The sequence below is a fragment of the Marinobacterium lacunae genome, assembly GCF_000705555.1.
GTDB classification, from domain to species: domain Bacteria; phylum Pseudomonadota; class Gammaproteobacteria; order Pseudomonadales; family Balneatricaceae; genus Marinobacterium_D; species Marinobacterium_D lacunae.
This window is the reverse complement of sequence record NZ_JMQN01000007.1, coordinates 38,557-58,516: the sequence shown is the minus strand read 5'-3', so window position 1 is coordinate 58,516 and position 19,960 is coordinate 38,557. Positions and strand designations below refer to the sequence as shown.

The 19,960-nt window shown below is 56.0% G+C and carries 22 protein-coding genes; 16 read left to right on the top strand and 6 right to left on the bottom strand.

What is annotated here, in order from left to right; genetic code table 11:
• The first annotated feature begins 163 nt into the window (after nucleotides 1-163).
• Nucleotides 164-466 (top strand): heme-degrading protein HmuQ, encoded by a 303-nt coding sequence (hmuQ, locus tag ADIMK_RS00895; RefSeq protein WP_036182494.1) that lies wholly within the window; start codon nucleotides 164-166, stop codon nucleotides 464-466.
• A gap of 9 nt (nucleotides 467-475) precedes the next feature.
• Here the strand turns inward: hmuQ and ADIMK_RS00890 are convergent, their stop codons facing one another.
• A complete protein-coding gene (locus tag ADIMK_RS00890) occupies nucleotides 476-2,419 on the bottom strand; it encodes a sigma-54-dependent Fis family transcriptional regulator (protein WP_231516971.1) in 1,944 nt (647 codons plus the stop codon).
• 298 nt (nucleotides 2,420-2,717) lie between these two features.
• Here ADIMK_RS00890 and ADIMK_RS00885 point away from each other — a divergent pair, with 298 nt between their 5' ends.
• From ADIMK_RS00885 to ADIMK_RS21165, 10 genes are all read left to right on the top strand, one after another.
• On the top strand, nucleotides 2,718-3,704 hold the full coding sequence (locus tag ADIMK_RS00885; RefSeq protein WP_036182492.1) for a thiamine pyrophosphate-dependent dehydrogenase E1 component subunit alpha: 987 nt from the start codon (nucleotides 2,718-2,720) through the stop codon (nucleotides 3,702-3,704).
• Nucleotides 3,705-3,743: 39 nt separating this feature from the next.
• The gene (locus ADIMK_RS00880; RefSeq protein ID WP_231516970.1) at nucleotides 3,744-4,829 is read left to right on the top strand and encodes a 2,3-butanediol dehydrogenase; all 1,086 of its coding nucleotides are present in this window, start codon (nucleotides 3,744-3,746) and stop codon (nucleotides 4,827-4,829) included.
• A gap of 55 nt (nucleotides 4,830-4,884) precedes the next feature.
• Nucleotides 4,885-5,907, top strand: a complete 1,023-nt coding sequence (locus ADIMK_RS00875) for an alpha-ketoacid dehydrogenase subunit beta (protein WP_081849610.1) — start codon at nucleotides 4,885-4,887, stop codon at nucleotides 5,905-5,907.
• On the top strand, nucleotides 5,904-6,137 hold the full coding sequence (locus tag ADIMK_RS00870; protein WP_036182490.1) for a biotin/lipoyl-containing protein: 234 nt from the start codon (nucleotides 5,904-5,906) through the stop codon (nucleotides 6,135-6,137). Before ADIMK_RS00875 ends, ADIMK_RS00870 begins: the two co-directional genes overlap by 4 nt.
• 10 nt (nucleotides 6,138-6,147) lie before the next feature.
• Nucleotides 6,148-6,843 carry a 2-oxo acid dehydrogenase subunit E2 gene (locus ADIMK_RS00865; protein ID WP_051692258.1) on the top strand — a complete coding sequence of 232 codons (696 nt, stop codon included), beginning with the start codon at nucleotides 6,148-6,150 and terminating at the stop codon, nucleotides 6,841-6,843.
• 5 nt (nucleotides 6,844-6,848) lie between these two features.
• Nucleotides 6,849-7,601 carry a lipoate--protein ligase family protein gene (locus tag ADIMK_RS00860; RefSeq protein ID WP_197027442.1) on the top strand — a complete coding sequence of 251 codons (753 nt, stop codon included), beginning with the start codon at nucleotides 6,849-6,851 and terminating at the stop codon, nucleotides 7,599-7,601.
• Between the two features lie 69 nt (nucleotides 7,602-7,670).
• Nucleotides 7,671-8,210 carry a twin-arginine translocation signal domain-containing protein gene (locus ADIMK_RS00855; protein WP_036182488.1) on the top strand — a complete coding sequence of 180 codons (540 nt, stop codon included), beginning with the start codon at nucleotides 7,671-7,673 and terminating at the stop codon, nucleotides 8,208-8,210.
• A gap of 16 nt (nucleotides 8,211-8,226) precedes the next feature.
• Nucleotides 8,227-9,807 carry a GMC family oxidoreductase gene (locus ADIMK_RS00850; RefSeq protein ID WP_036182486.1) on the top strand — a complete coding sequence of 527 codons (1,581 nt, stop codon included), beginning with the start codon at nucleotides 8,227-8,229 and terminating at the stop codon, nucleotides 9,805-9,807.
• A 121-nt stretch (nucleotides 9,808-9,928) separates the two neighbouring features.
• Entirely contained in the window at nucleotides 9,929-10,516 is a 588-nt protein-coding gene (locus ADIMK_RS00845; protein ID WP_197027441.1) for a VOC family protein, read from the top strand.
• 48 nt (nucleotides 10,517-10,564) lie between these two features.
• Entirely contained in the window at nucleotides 10,565-11,794 is a 1,230-nt protein-coding gene (locus tag ADIMK_RS21165; protein ID WP_051692256.1) for a HupE/UreJ family protein, read from the top strand.
• An 8-nt stretch (nucleotides 11,795-11,802) separates the two neighbouring features.
• Here ADIMK_RS21165 and pdxR read toward each other — a convergent pair whose 3' ends face one another.
• Entirely contained in the window at nucleotides 11,803-13,239 is a 1,437-nt protein-coding gene (pdxR, locus tag ADIMK_RS00835) for a MocR-like pyridoxine biosynthesis transcription factor PdxR (RefSeq protein ID WP_051692253.1), read from the bottom strand.
• Between the two features lie 90 nt (nucleotides 13,240-13,329).
• Here pdxR and ADIMK_RS00830 point away from each other — a divergent pair, with 90 nt between their 5' ends.
• From ADIMK_RS00830 to ADIMK_RS00810, 5 genes are all read left to right on the top strand, one after another.
• On the top strand, nucleotides 13,330-13,941 hold the full coding sequence (locus ADIMK_RS00830; RefSeq protein ID WP_036182484.1) for a pyridoxamine 5'-phosphate oxidase family protein: 612 nt from the start codon (nucleotides 13,330-13,332) through the stop codon (nucleotides 13,939-13,941).
• A gap of 260 nt (nucleotides 13,942-14,201) precedes the next feature.
• Nucleotides 14,202-15,002, top strand: a complete 801-nt coding sequence (locus ADIMK_RS00825; protein ID WP_036182482.1) for a transporter substrate-binding domain-containing protein — start codon at nucleotides 14,202-14,204, stop codon at nucleotides 15,000-15,002.
• Nucleotides 15,003-15,080: 78 nt separating this feature from the next.
• Complete coding sequence (locus ADIMK_RS00820) at nucleotides 15,081-15,755, top strand: amino acid ABC transporter permease (protein ID WP_036182480.1); 675 nt, start codon at nucleotides 15,081-15,083, stop codon at nucleotides 15,753-15,755.
• Nucleotides 15,752-16,411 carry an amino acid ABC transporter permease gene (locus ADIMK_RS00815; RefSeq protein WP_036182478.1) on the top strand — a complete coding sequence of 220 codons (660 nt, stop codon included), beginning with the start codon at nucleotides 15,752-15,754 and terminating at the stop codon, nucleotides 16,409-16,411. Before ADIMK_RS00820 ends, ADIMK_RS00815 begins: the two co-directional genes overlap by 4 nt.
• Nucleotides 16,389-17,117 carry an amino acid ABC transporter ATP-binding protein gene (locus tag ADIMK_RS00810; RefSeq protein ID WP_036182476.1) on the top strand — a complete coding sequence of 243 codons (729 nt, stop codon included), beginning with the start codon at nucleotides 16,389-16,391 and terminating at the stop codon, nucleotides 17,115-17,117. The genes ADIMK_RS00815 and ADIMK_RS00810 overlap by 23 nt, the downstream gene beginning before the upstream one ends.
• A gap of 59 nt (nucleotides 17,118-17,176) precedes the next feature.
• On the opposite strand, the gene ADIMK_RS00805 is transcribed toward ADIMK_RS00810, so the two are convergent.
• The 4 genes from ADIMK_RS00805 to ADIMK_RS00790 all read right to left on the bottom strand — a co-directional run bounded on the left by ADIMK_RS00805 (nucleotide 17,177) and on the right by ADIMK_RS00790 (nucleotide 19,879).
• Nucleotides 17,177-17,713, bottom strand: a complete 537-nt coding sequence (locus ADIMK_RS00805; protein ID WP_368085813.1) for a DinB family protein — start codon at nucleotides 17,711-17,713, stop codon at nucleotides 17,177-17,179.
• Nucleotides 17,714-17,818: 105 nt separating this feature from the next.
• Nucleotides 17,819-18,337, bottom strand: coding sequence for a GNAT family N-acetyltransferase (locus ADIMK_RS00800; protein WP_036182472.1), 519 nt, complete (start codon nucleotides 18,335-18,337; stop codon nucleotides 17,819-17,821).
• A gap of 12 nt (nucleotides 18,338-18,349) precedes the next feature.
• Nucleotides 18,350-19,006, bottom strand: a complete 657-nt coding sequence (locus tag ADIMK_RS00795; RefSeq protein ID WP_036182470.1) for a LysE family translocator — start codon at nucleotides 19,004-19,006, stop codon at nucleotides 18,350-18,352.
• A gap of 339 nt (nucleotides 19,007-19,345) precedes the next feature.
• Nucleotides 19,346-19,879 (bottom strand): AAA family ATPase, encoded by a 534-nt coding sequence (locus ADIMK_RS00790; protein ID WP_036182468.1) that lies wholly within the window; start codon nucleotides 19,877-19,879, stop codon nucleotides 19,346-19,348.
• Between the last annotated feature and the right edge of the window lie 81 nt (nucleotides 19,880-19,960).

Here is a 19,960-nt window from a genome sequence, read left to right as displayed (position 1 = left end):
AATCGCGAACCTAGTCAGTACAACCTGCCACAAGCCTCCCAGTTTGGCACATAAAAACGCACCTTTGGCGGCTATTTGCTCACACTGTGTGACAGGTGCGGAACAGGAAGGTTAAGGTAAGGGTCTCTTTTTATCGCAATTAACGCCATCAGGAAGCCAACACATGTACGTTGCCATGAACCGTTTTCGCATAGCGCCGGGAAAAGAGCAGGAATTCATCGAGATCTGGAAAAGCCGTGACAGTCACCTTGAGGGTGTTCCGGGCTTCAAGAGCTTTCACCTGCTTCAGGGCCAGAGCACCGATGAGCACACGCTGTTTGCGTCACACAGCGTATGGGAGTCGGAAGAGGCATTCGTGAACTGGACCAAGTCGGACGCTTTCCGCAAGGCCCACGCCAATGCGCGACCGGCAAAGGATATCTACCTTGGTCCGCCACAACTGGAATGTTTCAACAGCGTTCTCTGAGCGCTGTGCTCAGTTCAGGTCATATTTATTGATTTTGCGGTGCAGTGTCGAGCGGCTAATCCCTAACGCTTTGGCCGCACGGGATACCACCCAACGATTGGCCTCCAGCGTCTGAATCAATGCATTACGCTCACTCTCCTCAGTGGGAGAGAGTCGAGAACCGGATAATGACACCATCCGCTTCGGCGGATGGGTTTCTCCTGCCACCCGCTCACTTTCTGAGATCACTACGGACGAAATCGGCAGTACCTCCTCCGGCAGGTCTTCAATTGCCAACCGGTCGCCATCACACATACAAAGTGCAAACTGCAGGACATTCTTTAATTGACGAATGTTCCCCGGCCATTCATATCGATTCAGCAACGCCTGCACCTCGGGTGTTAGCTCGACAGGAGATTCGCTCAGATCGGACAGTATCTTGCCGATTAACTCGGCTTTATCGGCGCGCTCTCTTAATGCCGGTAACTCAACTCGAACACCGCTGATGCGATAGTACAGATCCTCGCGAAAACCACCTTCGGCGATCAGTTGTTTCAGATCACGGTGGGTAGCCGTGATGACATGGAGATCGATGGGAATCGACTTTATCTCGCCCAGCGGGGTGATCTCACCCTCTGCCAGCACGCGCAGCAACCGCGCTTGCAGCGAAATCGGCATATCGCCTATTTCGTCAAGGAACAGCGTGCCGCCGTTACTGGCCTGAATCTTACCGACTTTGCCGCCTTTCAAACCGCCGGTGAATGTTCCGGCGCTGTATCCAAACAGTTCGCTCTCAATCAGCGATTCCGGTATCGCCGCACAATTGAGCGTCACAAAGGGTTTGTCCTTGCGCTGACTGCTGTCATGGATCGCGCGCGCCCACACCTCTTTACCGGTGCCGGTTTCCCCCTGCAACAGAATATTGATGCTTCGATTGAGTACCCGCATACAGATTTCAGCGTTTCGACTAAGCCTTGGATCCTCGCCGGCCAGTTGCGACAACGGACTGTGTGTTTCCAGCGGTAACGGTTTACGGCTCGTTGACAGCGATGAGGCCAGCGCCGTGTCCCGCAGTGGCGCGGCATCCGAGCAACAAAGCCATATCTCTTGTTGCAGGGGACTGTCATGATCCAACCGGACCGGTGCACGGTGCAAATCCTCGAGCGATGCACCGAACAGATCTGTCAACGCCAAACCGATCAACTGAGCGCGTTCAGCCACGCCAAGCAACATCAAGCCAGGCGACGTGATACCGATTACAACGCCAGAATCATTGGTGGCGATAAGTGCATTGCTCAATGCCGGGTCTCCTTCCCGTCCCCACACCAGGGCCAGCAGATGGGCACAACGGAAGGTGTAACGAAACATAGCGGCTTCGATCTGATCGGCACTGTCGCAGACCAGATTTTGAGCCAACCCCTGCAACTGCTTTTCCCCCAGTGCATAGGTTGATATATCAAGCGCGCCGATCATCTCACCATGGGGCGATATCAGCGGTGCTGTCGAACAGCTGAAGCGCCTCAGCTCACGGCCAAAGTGCTCTTCTGCATAAACGGTCAAGGCCTCTCTTGTCGCCAGGCAGGTTCCCAAGCCATTGGTACCGACCAGCTCTTCTGTCCAGACGGTACCGACACTCAACCCCTGTTCCGAAAGTTCCTGCCCCCGATGGGTATCGATAAACTGCCGCAACACAACACCTCGGGCGTTGGTCACCAACACACAGTATCCGGAGTTGTCGCCAATATTACGAAGACGCTGAAACACGGGTTCAGCGACATGAAGCAGGCTGTCGAGCTCATTCTGCTCACGCTGAACTTCGCGATCGGTGAGACGCGGAGGCAATAGGTTGCGTCCGGGTTCAAGGTGATAGCGCTCAATGCAACGCTCCCAGGATCCTCGAATTTGGGTCGGGATCTCGGCCTGGTCTCGCATCGAGGGCAGCAATATATGCTGATCTTGGTTGTAAGTGCCCATAAATAGGTCTGGAACAGAGCCACTCTTTTATAGTTATTCATTCATCATAGAGGGTCATTTAATCACCTGTCCACCCGTTTATTACCGTGTGACAAAGCGTCGCAACGACGCGCTCAAACTGTTTCACCCCGCCGCGACACTCTGTAGCACCCACCGACACAGATAAACACATTTCATCTACATATCAATATGTTACGCACATGGCACAACCCTTGCCCTATTACAGACAAAGGCGAGGACGGCATTTTTTGCACACCCCGTCATTCACCCCAACATAAGAATAAGGAGAGGTTTCACAATGAAGCCGAGCCGGGATCAGAAAATCTGGATGTACGAGCAGATGCACACCAGTCGCTATTTCGAGGAGTGCATCGAGAAAATCTACATGGAAGGTAAATCGCCCGCATTTAATATGGCGAAAGGCCCTATCCCTGGAGAGATGCATCTCTCCAACGGTCAGGAACCCTGTGCAGTCGGCGTCTGCGCCCACCTTTCAGCTGACGACATCGTCACCTCCACCCACCGTCCTCATCATGTTGCTATCGCCAAGGGGGTAGATCTAAACCGCATGACGGCCGAGATCTTCGGTAAAAAAACCGGACTCAGCGGCGGACGAGGCGGTCATATGCATATATTCGATGCCAAGGTGAACTTCTCCTGCTCCGGCATCATCGCCCAAGGCATGGGGCCTGCCGTCGGTGCCGCACTCTCGCGCCATATGCAGAACAAGCCTGGCGTTGCCGTCGCCTTTCTTGGCGAGGGCGCGGCCAATCAGGGTGCCTTTCATGAATCGCTGAATCTGGCCGCCGTATGGAAGCTGCCGGTTATCTTCGTCGTCGAAGACAACGCCTGGGGCATTTCGGTGGCTAAAAGTGCCTCCACCGCCATCGAGCACAACGATGCCCGCGCAGCGGCATATGGCATTCCCGGCCACTTCATTCCCGGAAACGATCCTCTGGCCATATTCGACATTGCCGGTGAGGCGATCGAACGAGCCCGCCGTGGAGAGGGCCCCACCCTTATCGAGATCGAAACCTATCGGCTGGCCGGTCATTTCATGGGCGACGCCGAGGGCTACCGACCCAAAGGTGAAAAGGAAGCACTTTTCGCCCGCGACCCCATCCCCAAGATGCGCCAACAGCTACTCGACGACGAGGATTGGAGTGACGCCCAGGATCAGGAACTGGTCGCACGCACTCACGCCCGGGTTGATGCCGCAATCCAATTTGCCCGCGACAGCGAATACCCCGCACCCGAAGAAGCGATGGAGAAAGTATTCGTCTGACCCGCCCACACATTCCATGGCTAAACGAGGATAACAACAATGAGCCAGACCTCCAGCATGCAGGCCGCCGTATGGCATGGCCGTCGCGATATTCGTCTCGAAACCGTTCCGGTCCCCGACGCACCGCCGTGCGGATGGGTACAGATTAAGGTGCATTGGTGCGGTATCTGCGGATCCGATCTGCACGAGTACGTTGCAGGCCCCGTTTTCATACCGGTCGATACCCCACACCCGCTTACCGGCATCAAGGGCCAGTGCATTCTCGGTCACGAGTTCAGCGGCGAGATCGTCGCACTCGGTGACGGGGTTGACGATTTTGGCATTGGCGACCGGGTAGCGGCCGACGCCTGCCAGCACTGCGGCGAGTGCGACTATTGCAAACGCGGTCAATACAACCTCTGCCAACAGCTCGCCTTTACCGGCTTGATGAACAACGGTGCCTTCGCCGAGTACGTCAACGTGCCCGCTAATCTGCTCTATGCACTGCCCGATGGATTCCCGACCGAGGCGGGGGCTCTGATCGAGCCGTTGGCGGTGGGCATGCACGCCGTCAAGCAAGCCGGTGACCTGTTGGGCAAAACCATCGTGGTTGTAGGGGCCGGAACGATCGGCCTGTGCACCATCATCTGTGCCCGCGCCGCCGGTGCCGCCCGGGTGATCGCGTTGGAGATGTCCAAGGCACGCAAGGAGAAAGCACTGGAGGTCGGTGCCTCCATGGTGATCGACCCCAGCGAGTGCGATGCGATCGAGATGATCCAATCGATGACACGGGGCTGTGGCGCCGACCTCTCCTTTGAATGCATCGGTCACAAAGACACCGCCAAGCTGGCACTGGACCTTATCCGCAAGGGCGGCAAAACCGTATTGGTCGGCGTGTTCGAAGAGCCCAGCGCGTTCAACTTCTTTGAGCTGGTCGCCACTGAAAAGCAGCTGATCGGCTCCTTGGCCTACAACGGCGAATTCGCCGATGTGATCGCCATGATCAACGACGGTCGCATCGACATCAGCCCCCTGATAAGTGGCCGCATCCATATCAGCGAGATTCTGGACAAAGGGTTTGAAGAGCTGGTCAGCAACAAGGACCGCAACGTCAAGATCATCGTCAGCCCGACTCAGGCTGCCTGAACTTCGCTGCCCCGCTAAGGGGACGCCACATGATTACAGTGAAAGGAGCAACTCCATGACCGTTGCCACTAAAGAGAGAAAACTCACCATCGCCCGTGCCATGGCTGAGGCGATCGCGCAAGAGATGCGCGTGGATGAACGCGTGTTCGTGATGGGTGAAGACATCGGGCCGCTGGGCGGCGTGTTCGGCAACACCCGAGGCCTCCATGAGGAGTTCGGCAGTGAGCGCGTGCGCGATACCCCCATATCGGAAACCGCGTTCATGGGCGCCGCTGTCGGTGCCGCATCCGATGGCATGCGCCCTATCGTAGAGCTGATGTTTGTCGACTTCTTCGGTGTCTGCTTCGACGCCATCTACAACCTGATGGCTAAGAACACCTACTTTTCCGGCGGTGAAGTACAGGTACCGGTAGTGCTGATGACCTCCACCGGCGGTGGTTATTCAGATGCCGGACAGCATTCGCAGTGCCTACACGCCACATTTGCGCATTTACCGGGGATGAAGGTCGTCGCGCCCTCTAACGCTTATGACGCGAAAGGGCTGATGACAGCGGCTATCCGTGACAACAACCCGGTGATCTTCATGTTTCACAAGGCTCTGCAGGGGATGGGCTGGCTCGGCACCGAGAAGGACGCCATCGTCCATGTGCCGGAAGAGAGCTATGAAGTGCCCATCGGCAAGGCCGCGGTGGTGCGTGAAGGGAACGATCTCACCATTGTCGGCATTACCTCGGGGGTACATCACGGCTTGAAAGCCGCCCGACAACTGGCCGAGCGCGGCATCAGTGCCGAGGTGATCGACCTGCGCGCCCTCGTACCGCTGGACCGCGCCACTGTCATCGAATCGGTGCGTAAAACAGGACGCTTGATCGTAGTGGACGAGGATTATCAAAGCTACGGCGTCAGCAGCGAAATCATCTGCTCTGTTGCCGAGCAGGGTGTGCCGCTCAAGGCCGCACCGCAGCGCGTGGCCTACCCCGACATTCCGATCCCCTTTACCCCGCCGATGGAGCAGTGGGCACTGCCCAACGCCGACAAGATTGTTGCCGCCTATGAACTGATGGAGAAGCACTCATGAGCACTGAAGTACGTGTACCGGAAAACCTCTGGGAAGAGGATAGCGAAGCGGTCATCACCAGTTGGCTGGCCAGCGATGGAGGCAGTGTCAGCGAAGGCGAAATGATCGCCGAGCTGATGGTGCAAAAGATCCAGTACGAGCTGCAGTCACCTGCCAGTGGAACACTGAAGATCATCAAGGATATCGATGACGTCGTGGAAAAAGGCGAGCTGGTCGCCACTATCGGCTGAGGAAACGCTTATGACCGCCAAACCGAATCTGAGTACCGGCCCCGGCACGCGCATCCCACTACGCGGGATGCGCGGTATGATTGCCGACAACATGAGACGCAGTCTCGATGAGGCTGCCCAGCTAACCCATCACGCCGAGTGTGATGCGACAGAGTTGTTCGCCACCAAAGAGCGCCTGGCCAGTCAGGGTATCAAGGTCTCGATTGAGGATCTGATCGCCCAGGCGGTCGTCACCACACTGGGGCAGCACCCTGGCCTCAACGGCCGTGTGGAACAGAAAGAGATCCAGCTGTACGACGAGATCCATCTGAGCCTTGCGATGGCATTACCCGGCGACCTCCTGGTTGCACCAACGATTTTCAACGCCGGTGAGCTTTCGCTGATGGACCGCTCTGTGGCGCGCAAGGAGCTGGCACAACGAGCCAAAAGCGGAAAATTGAGTGTCCCCGAAATGACCGGCGGTACCTTCACGCTCAGTAATCTTGGGTTGTCCCGGGTGCAGTTTTTCACCCCCATCGTCAACCTGCCTCAGATCGCCATACTGGGCATAGGCGAGACCCGCCTGCGCCCCTGCGTCATGCCAGATCACAGTATTGAGGCCCGGCGCATCATGGGCCTCTCTTTGAGTTTTGATCATCGCGCTGTGGACGGTGGACCTGCCGCTGCGTTTCTCAGTGATCTGTGCACACTGATCGAGAAAGGGTGATCAGCATGAATGCACCCGCTATCAACATGCATCGGCAGGACCTGCCCCACTCAGCTCTGGAGGTATTGCCTCCGGCCGAAGGGCTGGCGCGGGAGATGGCCCTGCTGTCATCCGTGTCCAGCGGAGAGAGACGGGCCGGATTCCTGATCTGGCGATGCAGCCGGTCGCTGGTCGTACCTCAACGACTGACCCGCAGACCTCAATATGCCATGGCGGCAGGACGCATGATTCTCGATGGCTGGCCGGTTCAGGTTCGCTCCACAGGAGGCGATCTGACCCCGCAGTCTCCGGGACTTATAAACGTTGCACTGGCGTTTCGCAGTCGTCGGCACAAAAGCGCCATCCGCGACAGCTACATGACACTCTGTCGACCTTTGATCGAGCATCTGGCCTGCCAGGGCATAGAGGCTCATTGCAGCTCTGTGGACGGTGCCTTCTGCGACGGTGATTACAACCTGGTGGTGGAGGGTCGCAAACTGGCCGGTACTGCCCAGCGCTGGCGTCAGCTGGAACCCACGGTATCCGAACAGGGAAACGAGTTTGCAGTGCTGTCGCACGCGGTTTTGCTCTGTGATGAACGGCTCGATTGGCTCTGGCAGGCGGGCAACAGCTTCTACCACCACTGCGGCCTTACGCCCTTCATAAAAGCCGACAGGCATGTATCGCTCGCACAGCTTCTGCCCAACCGAAAAGCGCTGCTGACGAGCACCATCGAGCAGCTTGAAGCCCGATTAACACAATACGTTAAAACGCTCTGACAGACCGGCATTGAAGCCCGAATCCGAGCATCACAGCGACATCCAATAACAAGTAGAAATGGAGTCAACATGAAGCCTAACAAGAGACACACACAAGCCCCCGACCTTAACCGTCGACGCTTTCTGGCCCGCTCAAGCACTGCCGTGGTGGGGCTTGGCATGTTAAGCAGCGGTCTGCTGACACCTAGTGCCTGGGCCGCTCAGGCGGTTGGCGAGCATGCCAGCGCCACCTTGCTGCGTATGGCCCGCGATATCTATCCGCATGACACCCTGGAGGACAAATACTACGCCGCCGTCTTGACGCCTCTGGCCGATAAGGCAAACAGCGACGCCGATCTTAAAAAGCTGCTGACTGATGGCGTCCGGAAGCTGGACAGCCGTTGCGACAAACTGTTCGCCCGCACTTACCTCGAACTTGAGAACGAGCCCGATCGCGTACTGGTGTTGCGCGCCATTGAGGATGGCGCCTTTTTCCAGCGGATCAAAGGCGATCTGATGATGGGCATCTATAACAACCCCGAACTCTGGCCCCGCTTCGGATATGGCGGTTCTGCCTGGGAAAAAGGCGGCTACATCAATCGTGGTTACGACAAGATCGACTGGCTTTGAGAGGGAGTGAACAATAATGACAACAAAATTCGATCTCAACGATGACAGCCTGGTGGTAATCGTCGGCTCCGGCGCAGGCGGCGGCACACTGGCAAATGAACTGGCTCAGAAAGGCATTAAATCCGTGGTACTTGAGGCGGGCAAACGCTTCAAGATGGAGGATATCGAGAACGACGAGTGGAAGATGTTCGGCAAGATCTCCTGGCTCGACAAACGTTACGTTGAAGGCCCGGCCCGACTTGCCAAAGACTTTCCCAATCTGCCGGCCTGGATCGTCAAGGGTGTCGGCGGTGCGACCCTGCACTGGGCCGGTGTCGCGATGCGCTTTCAGGAGCATGAGTTCCGCATGCGCAGTGAAAACGGTGTCATCCCCGGCGCCAACGTGCTCGATTGGCCCGTCACCCTGAAAGAGCTGGAGCCTTACTACTACAAGGCCGAGCAGAAGATGGGCGTATGCGGCACCGAAGCCACCGGTATGCCGTTCCATGGCCAAAGCAGCCACTACAAGGTCGTAGCCGAAGGTGCGCGTCGTATCGGTGCCAAGTGCGAGCAAGCCACGCTTGCGATCAACACCGAAGTCAGAGACGGCCGTCCCTCCTGTCAGGTCAATGGCTTCTGCATGCAGGGCTGTCGCATCGGCGCCAAATGGTCAACCATGTACACCGAAATACCGAAAGCCGAAGCCACGGGTAATGTCGAGGTCCGGCCACAATCGATGGCGCTGCGTATCGAGCATGACAAAAACGGCAAAGTCACCGGTGTGCTTTACGCCGACAAGGACGGCAACCACCTGTTTCAGAAAGCACGACTGGTGGCTGTTGCCGCCAACTCCATCGAATCCCCCCGCCTGTTGCTAAACTCCGCTTCCAGCCTGTTTCCGGACGGCCTGGCCAACGGATCCGGTCAGGTTGGCCAGAACTACATGACCCACACCACCGCCGGGGTCTATGCTGAGTTCGAGAAGCCGGTACATATGTACAAAAGCACTGTGGTACCCGGCGTGGTACACGAGTGGAAGGACAACGACCCCAGCCGTGGCCACTACGCCGGTTACGAGCTGGAGATACTGCATCTTGGCCTGCCCTTCATGTCCGCATTCCTCAACCCGGGGAAATCCGGCTGGGGACGTGAGTTAGCCGACTCACTGGCCAATTACGACAAGATGGCCGGTTTCTGGGTATGCGGAGAGGATATGCCGGTGGAGTCCAACAATATCACGCTGCACCCCACCGAAAAGGATCAATACGGTCTGCCGGTACCGGTGGTGTACAAGACCGACCATATCAACGACACCCGCATGCGTAATCACGCGTTCGACAGGTCAACCGAGCTGCTGGAAGCGGTAGGCGCTAAAAAGGTTAACTATCTGCCGCCCTATCCTGCCAGCCACAACATGGGCACCAACCGCATGAGTGCGCATGCCCGTGATGGCGTGGTGAACAAATGGGGCCAGAGCCACGAGATCAAGAACCTGTTTGTCTCGGACGGCAGCCAATTCACCACCAGTGGTACGGAGAACCCGACCCTCACCATTGTCGCGCTGGCGATCCGCCAGGCCGACTATATCGCTGAGCAGATGAGCAAACAGCTGCTCTAACCGGCATCCCCAGCCTGCACGGCACCTGAGCTTGGGCGTGTGACTCCTGCGCGCCCCTTTTTCCCAAGTCCGCTCGCCATTTGGGCGGGCAACGCAATAAAAATAATGTGGAGACTACGTAATGAAAAAGCCTATCCAAAGGTTCATGCTCGCATGCGCCATTTTCACCCACTCGCTGCTGTCCGTCGCCGCAACGCCGGGCATGAGAGGCACCGATCACTTCGGTTTTACCGTGCCCGACGCGCAGGAAGCCGTTGGCTTTCTTGTCGATGTGATGGGCTGCGAGGCCTTCTTTACTATCGGCCCGTTTGGTCCGTTCGAGGATAACTGGATGACTGACAACCTGAACGTTCATCCACGTGCCGAGATACCGGTGGCCCATCTGGTTCGATGCGGCAACGGTACTAACTTTGAAATTTTCGAATACACCGCGCCCGACCAGCGCCGCGAACAGCCGCGCAACAGCGATATCGGTGGCCACCATATCGCCTTTTACGTCGATGATCTGGACAGTGCCATCGCCTACATGAAGGGCCGTGGCGTCGAGTTTCTAGGCCAACCCCACCCCTTCACCAGTGGCCCGCTTGAAGGCCTCACCTGGATCTACTTTATGGCGCCCTGGGGCATGCAGATGGAGCTTGTAAGCGCCCCCGATGGCAAAGCCTACGAGCGCAGCACCGAATCCCGTCTCTGGGATCCTCGCAACTGACCGGCGATCGCCCGCCCTGCTGGGGCGGGCTTTCGGAAGGAATCGACCATGAGAGAGTTAAAACACTGCCTGCTGGTGATGTTGCTCGTACTGCCGGCACTCACCGTTGAGGCCCATTTTCAGAACTTCCTTGCACGCATTGTCTATTTGGCCGATCAGGGTGATGACACCCTTATCTACGCCCGCATCCCGCTGGCGTCTCTGCTGATCGAGCACGACTGGAAGCCTCAGGCCGACGATACCCAACCGCCCTATACCCGTCAAAACGACAACGATCGCCCCGTGCTGGATCTGGCGGCTCTTGCCCGGGACGATAGCCTGCTGCGCCATAAAGCGGCGGCGTATTTCAGTTTCCAGATGGACAACCAACAACTCATGCCTGCGGTTGAGGCATTACGCATCCAACCGATAGCAACCCGATCCCCTTTTGGCCACCTGGCCACAATCAAACAGACGCTCACCTTGCCACTCGAACTGCCCAGCAATCCACTGTTACTGGAGGAAGCGATTATCGACCTGAAACTGCGCATATCGAATGTCGCGACCGCCCAGATCAGTCAAATCGCGTCACCTTCCAACGAATGGCCAACCATTCGCGATCAGGCAATCAATATCCTGACCCTACCCGGCGATACCTTTACCTCCAGCGGAGCGCTCGCGCTGACACTCTCCTCGCCTCCCGGGATCCTCTCGCAGCTGAGCAATCAGATCACCTCAGGCGTGCGCCACGTGCTGATTGGGATCGACCACCTGCTGTTTATGTGTGTACTGGTCCTCGGTGCCGGTTCCTGGAAACGCATTGTGCACAACTCACTGATGTTTACCGCTGGCCACTCCATCACGCTGGGACTCGTTGCACTGGGCCTGTTAATCATTCCACCGACGAACGTGCCGCTGATCGAGACACTGATCGCGCTGTCAATCTTCTATGGCTTCTGCCGAGTGCTGATGCAGCCAGATAAACCCTCGCTGCCACTCTGGCAGATCGGTGGGATCGGTCTGTTGCACGGTCTGGGATTCGCCAACGTACTGGAAAAGGCCACAGGCACTGGTGCCGGCGAACTGATTGTGCACTGGCTGGGCTTCAATCTGGGCATCGAAGCCGGTCAGATAGTGGTGTTCGCCACACTGACCCTGTTGCTAGCTGCCGTGAGACGAATCGGCAGACTCACGCCCCGCCAGATCACCGGCACCGTCGCTGTACCAAGCCTGATCATGGCCACTTACTGGACGCTGGAGCGGGGCTGGATGTGGGTATCCACCCTCACGGAGATCTAACCGGCCCGTCATACCGATATCGATGGCAACAGCGGTGCCACAACTCTCTCCAGTATATCGACGCCCCGCGCCATGCTGTCCGGCCCGTGGGCGGCGAACCCCAGCACCAGACCCGGCTCGCCGCTGTCGTCATAGAGGCTCAGTGGCCTGAGCGTAACGCCTGCACGTTCAAGTTTTTGGATAACGGCCTGCTCATCACACCCCTTAGGCAGTTGCAGGCATAGGTGCATGCCGCCCCCGGCATCGACAATCGGCAGGTCGCGCAGCTTGCTGTGTGCCAGCAACTGCTCCAGCGTCAGTCGCCGTTGCTGGTAAAGTCGTTTCATCCGCCGCAGGTGACGGCTGTAGTCCCCGCAGGCCATAAACTCGCCCAGCGCCCGTTGCGGCAGTACCGATAACCCGCCATCGATCACCCGGCGCGCCTCAACGCAGGCCGATACAAGCGAGCGCGGCAGCACCAGATAACCGATCCGAAGCCCCGGAAAAAGGGTACGGCTGAACGTACCGGCGTAGATCACCCGCTCCCGGGTATCGAGCGAGAACATGGCCGACAGGGCTGCACCGGCTGCAAATTCCGAGTCATAGTCGTCCTCGACCAGCCAGACATCCCGTTCATACGCCCAGTTCAGCAGCGCCAGACGACGATCGGCTGAGAGCGTATGTCCCAGCGGAAAGTTGCGCGAAGGTGTCAGCACCATCAACTTCGCATCAGGCAGGTCATCCAGCTGCTCCAGTTGCTGCTGATGGAAACGCCTTACATTCGCGCCTGCCACTTTCATTGCACGCTCGGTACCGGGGAAGCCCGGGCGCTCAAGCAGCACTATGTCTCCCGTAGCGAGCAGTTGGCGTGCAATCAGATAGATCCCCTGTTGCGAGCCCGAGCTGATCAGCACCTGATCGGCCCCGACGGCCATGCCGCGCTGGGCACCCAACCAACGCGCGATCTCTTCGCGCAGCAGACGGTCCCCCTGCTGCTCCCCAGCCAGCAACCCGACGCCCGTCGACGCGATATGCAACGCGCGCTGCCATTGCCGATGCGGAAAGTGATCAAGCGCTGGAATCGCTGACTGGAGCAGCCCGGACCGTTCGACAACACGTGACGGAGTAACCGGCTCGGGTATCTGCGTGTGTGACTCGGCCGTGTGACTGTTCGAGCTTCCGATCACCGGCAACTGGGTGACGAAACACCCGGCCCCCTGTCGCCCCTGCACATACCCCTCGGCCTGCAGCAGTTCATACGCACTTTTGACCGTATTGCGGGCGATACCCAAGGTGGCCGAAAGCGCCCGAGTGGACGGAAGGCGCGCACCGCCTCCAATCCGTCCAGACAGTATTGCCTGCCTCAAGGCCAGGAACAGCCGCCGGTAGTCCGGCAGCGACGAATCGATCGTGCTCAGATCAAGGAATAGACCGAGATCGGTTCGACCAAGTCCGGATTCATCCATATTGGGCCCCTTTTTTGTTTACTTAATGGATCTTACTTAGACCCACTTTGCCACCTAGTCTAAACGCTCCATCCAACGGAGTGAAAGACGATGACTCAATACCGGAAAACCGAACGCACCCGCGTAAAACGCCTGCCTAAACGAGCCGAATACGATGTCGAGAAGGTCAACGCCATCATCGATGAAGCGCTTATCTGCCATGTTTCGACACAGGTTGGCGGCCAGCCACTGCTGCAACCGACCGTCCATTGGCGTGAAGGCAATCAGCTGTACGTACACGGCTCCAGCAAGAATGGCCTATTCAAGGCGCTGCTAGAGGGCAATGAAGCGTGTATCGCCATTACCCACCTCGACGCCATAGTGTTTGCGCGCTCTGCCTTTCATCACTCTGTGAACTATCGCAGCGTGGTGATCTACAGCAAGGCACGCCTTGTCGATGATCAGGATGAGAAGCGCCATTCGCTTGATCAGTTGATGGAGAAGTTTCAAGCAGGCCGCTCCGTTGAAGCGAGGCCGGCCAACGAGATCGAACTCAAGGCAACCAGCGTACTGGCATTCGAGCTGGACGAACTGTCAGCCAAGATTCGTACCGGCGGTCCCGTGGACGACCCTGAGGATATGCTCCTTCCGGTCTGGGCGGGTGTACAGCCGATCATGACACAGCGCGGCGAAATTGAGTTCGACACCACTGCCGGGGCCTAAGCTCCGGCATGTTTCACGAAACAAACGTTTCAGCACACCGCAAACAGGTATACCGCTATAACACCTTGTTTTAACGATACTTAACCGAACAGTCAGGATTGATCCAAATTGGAACACTGGCACCATAATAGGGCATACGCAGACAAAAGAATCATTTGTTTCAGAGCATCCCATTCTGAAATCAACGACTTACAAATTGGCACAGCTGTTGCTCTTAAATAATCGTGAATCAAACGTTTCTTAAGACAGGGTTGCCAATCATGAACTTCGTAAAAAAATTGGGTCTTGCCGTTGCAGGTTCTCTGCTGATCTCTTTCGGTGCCATCTCCACCGCCTCTGCCGATCAGCTCGATAATATTGAGAAGGCTGGCGTACTGAAGGTCGCTGTCCCTCAGGACTTCCCGCCGTTCGGTTCGGTTGGTTCCGATCTACAGCCCCAGGGCTATGACATCGACATGGCGGGCTATCTCGCTAAAGAGCTGGGCGTAAAGCTTGAGCTGGTGCCGGTCACCAGTGCCAACCGCATCCCCTACCTGCAGACACAGAAAGTCGATCTGGTGATCTCCAGCCTGGGTAAGAACCCGGAGCGTGAAAAAGCGATCGATTTCAGCAAGCCCTATGCGCCCTTCTTCCTTGGCGTATTCGGCCTTAAGGATGTAGCCGTCTCTGCTGCGTCTGATCTGTCCGGAAAAACCGTTGGCGTTACACGCGGCGCAGTTGAAGATATCGAGCTGAGCAAACTGGTGACTACGGATGCCGACATCAAGCGTTTCGAAGACAACAACACCACGCTTTCGGCGTTTCTTTCCGGTCAGGTTGATCTGATCGCGACCGGTAACCTTGTAGTCGCGGCTATTGCCGAGCGCAACCCGGCACGTATGCCAGAGACCAAGTTCATGCTCAAAAACTCCCCCTGCTACGTCGGCGTTATGAAGGGTGAAACCCGACTGACCGACAAGGTGAACGAATTGATTGGCAAGGCCTATACCGACGGTGTGCTTGAATCCCTGTCGCAGAAGTGGCTCAAAGCCCCCTACCCGGCTGATCTGGCATCCATGTAAGGCTGCACCGCTACACGCTAGGCCGGAGCGGACCAACACCGCTCCGGTTATAAAGTTCACCCGTACACGGACACTTGCATGAGCTACCAACTGAACTTTGGCGCCCTGCTCGACTACCAGGATGTGTTGCTGGACGGCTTGTGGATGACGGTCAAGCTGACGCTGATCTCCACAGTGCTCGGCATTCTGCTGGGCGTTCTGGGCGCTGCAGCCAGACGGCACCGCAACGCGGCGCTGCGACACCTATCCAAGGCCTATGTCGAACTGATTCGAAACACGCCCTTTATCGTGCAGCTGTTCTTTGTCTTCTTTGGACTGCCGGCCATTGGCATCAAGATGACCGCGATTGAAGCAGGCGTGCTTGCATTGGTGATTAACCTCGGTGCCTACCTAACCGAAATTATCCGTGCCGGTATCGATGCAACGCCCAAAGGGCAGTTAGAAGCGGCCCGTACGCTGGGCTTATCGAGCCGACAGATTTTCATCCGCATCGTGCTGCCGCCAGCGTTCCAGCGGGTGTACAGCGCGGTAGTCAGCCAATGCATCATCGTCATGCTCGGATCGGCTGTGGTGTCTCAGATATCGGTGCCGGAGCTGACCTTCGCCGCCAACTTCATTCAGTCACGTAATTTCCTGAGCTTCGAGTCCTACCTGGTTGCCGCCCTGTTCTACCTGATACTGGCGTTTCTGATGCGGCTGGCATTCAACCTGATCGGCGCCAGGGCCTTCTCGAGGAAGGAGAAAACTCTATGAGCCAGTTCACCGACTGGGATATTCTGCGCAACCTGCTGCTGGCGGCTCGCTGGACAGTTCTCCTGTCGCTGATTGCCTTTGCCGGAGGCTCTATCGTCGGCCTGTTGCTGACCTTTATGCGAATCAGCCGACGACGCTCTCTGATCTGGGTCACCCGCATCTACATCGAGATTTTTCAGGGCACCCCGCTGCTGATGCAGCTGTTTATCGCGTTCTTCGGGCTTGGTCTGCTGGGCATCGACGTATCGGCCTGGACCGCAGCCGCACTGGCCCTGACCCTGTTCTCCAGTGCCTTTCTCAGCGATATCTGGCGCGGGTGCGTCGAGTCGCTACCCAAAGGTCAATGGGAAGCCTCACGCTGTTTGGGCCTGAACTACCTGCAGACCATGCGCTACATCATTCTGCCACAGGCGTTGCGGATCGCCATTCCGCCCACCGTCGGCTTCTCGGTGCAGATCGTCAAAGGGACCGCCCTGGCCTCGATCATCGGTTTTGTCGAGCTGACCAAAGCCGGAACCATGCTTAACAACGCCACCTTCGAGCCATTCAAAGTGTTTGCGCTGGTGGCGCTGATCTATTTCCTGCTGTGCTATCCGCTGTCGCGAGCCAGCCAATATCTGGAGGAGAGACTCAATGTCGCTGGTAAGCGTGCGTGACGTACACAAATATTTCGGTGAGTTGCATGTCCTCAAGGGCATTGATCTGACGATCAACGCCGGAGAGGTGGTCTCCATCATCGGTCGCAGCGGTTCAGGCAAGAGCACCCTGCTGCGCTGCATGAACGGCCTTGAAAGCTACGAACAGGGCGCCATCATCCTTGACGGCATGGAGGTGAGCACCGACGAATTCCAGGTGCGCAAGCTCAGCCACAGCGTGGGTATGGTGTTTCAGAGCTTCAACCTCTTCCCCCATCTCACGGTGGGCGAGAACATCATGCTTGCGCCGAAGCTGATCAAACGTGTCGGAAAAGAGGAAGCCAAAAAGCTGGCCATGGAAGTATTGGAGAAGGTCGGACTGGCAGACAAGTTCGGTCAGTACCCTGAAAAGCTCTCCGGCGGACAGCAGCAGCGCGTCGCCATCGCCCGCTCACTGGCGATGAAGCCTAAGGTACTGCTCTGCGACGAAATCACCTCGGCGCTGGACCCCGAGCTGGTAGGCGATGTGCTGAAAGTGCTCGAACAGTTGGCCGCCGAAGGGATGACGCTGATTCTGGTTACCCATGAGATGAACTTCGCCCGCGATGTCGGCGATCGCGTGGTGTTCATGCATCAGGGCAAGGTGCATGAAACCGGCGATGCAAAAGAGGTGCTGGCCAACCCGCAAACACCGGAGCTGCAGCAGTTCATCGGCGCCGTGCTATAACTCCGCCTCAAGCTGCCGCGATACCCCACGCCCGGGTACGCGGCAGCGGCTGGTTATGGTTATGCTTCTGCCTCATCCGCAATCAGCACCAACAGATCGGTCACCCCGACATCCTCACCAGCCTGCGACAGCAACGCCGTCACCTGCCCGCGATGATGGGTTTGATGGTTAAAGAAGTGAAGAATCAGGCTGGAAAACCGTTTAGTGGACGCAATACCTTTGGTGTTACGGTAGCTGAGTGCCTGTTCCAAATCGCGCTCGGTGAGTTCACTCACCCAATTGACGATTTGACGATCCAGCCAAGCTCTCTGCGCCGATAACGCCGCGAAATCTTCAAACAGAATCTGATCGAGGCCGGTCGAGTCTGGAAGATTGGCCACCTCATGCAAAGAGGCGATGCAGGATGGGTGAGTGGCGAACCGCTTGAGCCACAGGATGTCACCAACCTGGATATGATTCAGCGTCCCGAGAATGGAACTGAAAAACGCCCCTCGGTCTTTGACCAATGCATCCTGCCCGAGGCGACTTGCAGCTTCGTAAACCTTTGAGTTCAGCCACTGATTGTAGGCGGCCAGCAGTTCGAAATGAGCTTTCATGCCCATTGGAATTCCTTCTCAAATAATGTTTCGGGCGGGATACCCAAAGGCGCGACAACGCTGCAAATGTGGCGCTTTGACTGACTCTAGCTGAGCCCCTTTAATCTAGCCATCAACAGGGTCGCGCGGGGTATCCAACACCAGCTGATAAAGGCCGAGATCGAGCCAACGGCCGAACTTAAATGCGGCCTGCCTGACTATGCCAGATTGCACAAAACCAAGTTTCTCGTGCAATGCAATGCTGCCTTCATTCGAGATATCGATGCCGCCCACCATAACGTGCAACTCTTGTCGCCTCGCCTCGGCAATGAGCGCTCGCATGAGCGCTATACCCAAGCCCCTTCCTCGATGCTGCTTATGAACATACACCGAGTGCTCCACTGTATATTTATACGCGGGCCAAGGACGAAACGTGCCGTAGCTTGCAAAGCCGATAAGCTTACCGTTCTCCACTGCACCCATCACCGGAAATGAGCCTGACTCTTTTACCTTAAACCAGGTGCTCATGCTCTCCAGTGTTCGAGGCTCGTAGTCATAAAGCGCCGTCGAATTGACAATGGCCTCATTGAGTATTGCCAGGATCTGCTCCGCGTGAGCATCGTAGGTGCAATGGACAAACTGCATAGGAATCCCCTTTTACTGTTTAGCCCAAACAGATTTCACGATACCAAACCCAATGGCACCCAGGATAACCCCGGTAACCTTATCGATATAAAAAGACATCTTGGTAAACTTTTTACGCACGCCGCTCTTGGACAACAAATAGATAATCGAAACATCCCATAAGAAAACGACAGCCGTCATCCATGTACCCAGCAATATCTTAAACTGCAAGCTTACATCCGGCGTGAGCGCAACAGTAAACAGGCTGAGGTAAAACAACAGATTTTTAGGGTTTAATATCCCCGACAAGAAACCGGTGAGAAACTCTTTTGAGAAAGAAAACAGTGAAAACTCAGTAATATTATCTGAAGTTACCGACACGTTCTGATATGCGTTCTTGGGCGCTTTTAATGCATGATAGGCGATGTACATTAAAAACAAACCACCAATAACCTTGAGCGCTATCATTAAAGACACAGAGGTCGACAGTATGGCCCCCACACCAACAATACATAACCCTATGTAAACAGCATTCGCCGTCGCAATACCCAGCGCCACACCAATCGCGTTCTTTCGATTTCCCTTGAGCGCGCTCTTTACAACCAGCACAAAATCAGGCCCTGGGCTTAGAAGCGCCAAAAAATGAGCAATTGCCACTGTAATAAATATACTGATTAATCCAAGCTCCATAAAACTCTCCTTTCAATTAAAACCGATGAGCCGGTAACGAGTGAATAATGCTGCATAACACCATTGTCATAACTCGAACACCCATCGGGGCTTCGCGCCCGCGGTCATCTTATTACCATGCACACGGAAAGCCAAATCGAAATCAGCCTCCGTGTTGACGTCGGCAAAGCCAAACCCTATACAGCCCTGCATCCACCGCCCCTCCTTTTCCAGCTAGTGAACAATGAGAAGCAGATCCTCAAAACCGTTCAGCCACGGCCCCGCTTAGACTCGACAGGTTCCCAAAGCCATCGTAAAGGTCAGACATTACCGCGCAAAAACAGACTGGTTACTCCACAGTTACCTGTTAACCACCTTTAAAATAAATTCAGCTCTTTCTCTAACTGAAGCCTTTGGAACTTCAACTAGTTCGTAGCCAAATTTTTCGTATGCTCTTACCATTGCCTCATATGTCGCAACAGCCTCATTGAAGTCTTGCTTTCGTTCTACATCATTTTCGTAAATTGACTCCCAAGGAGGGCAAATAAAAACCTTTTGGTTATAGATCAGTTCATGGCATTTTTTTAACAATAGATCCGAAACGGGTATGTCCTCAAGTCTACTGTATCCGTACGAATCAATAATAGGCCGGTCAAAAAAGGTAATTGTATCGTTGCCGTAAGCGTTGTAATTAATGATTTCTTCGTAAATCATTTCATCTCTAAACGCCGCTTTATCCTCCCAAGGTAACGCAGTGCCCTGAGACTTCATTTGGGCTTGGATTACTTTTCGCCCCACTTCTGGAGCACTGGGATACCCCAGGCTTTTCAGAAATTTGATTACGGAGGTTTTTCCTGAGCCTGGACCACCCGTAAACACAACTCGATTATTCAACTAAATCTCTCCGTCTGAAGACACACCCCAAAGCCAACCTAAGCCAGCTTTGATATGCCAGTCTATTATGAAATGAACTTG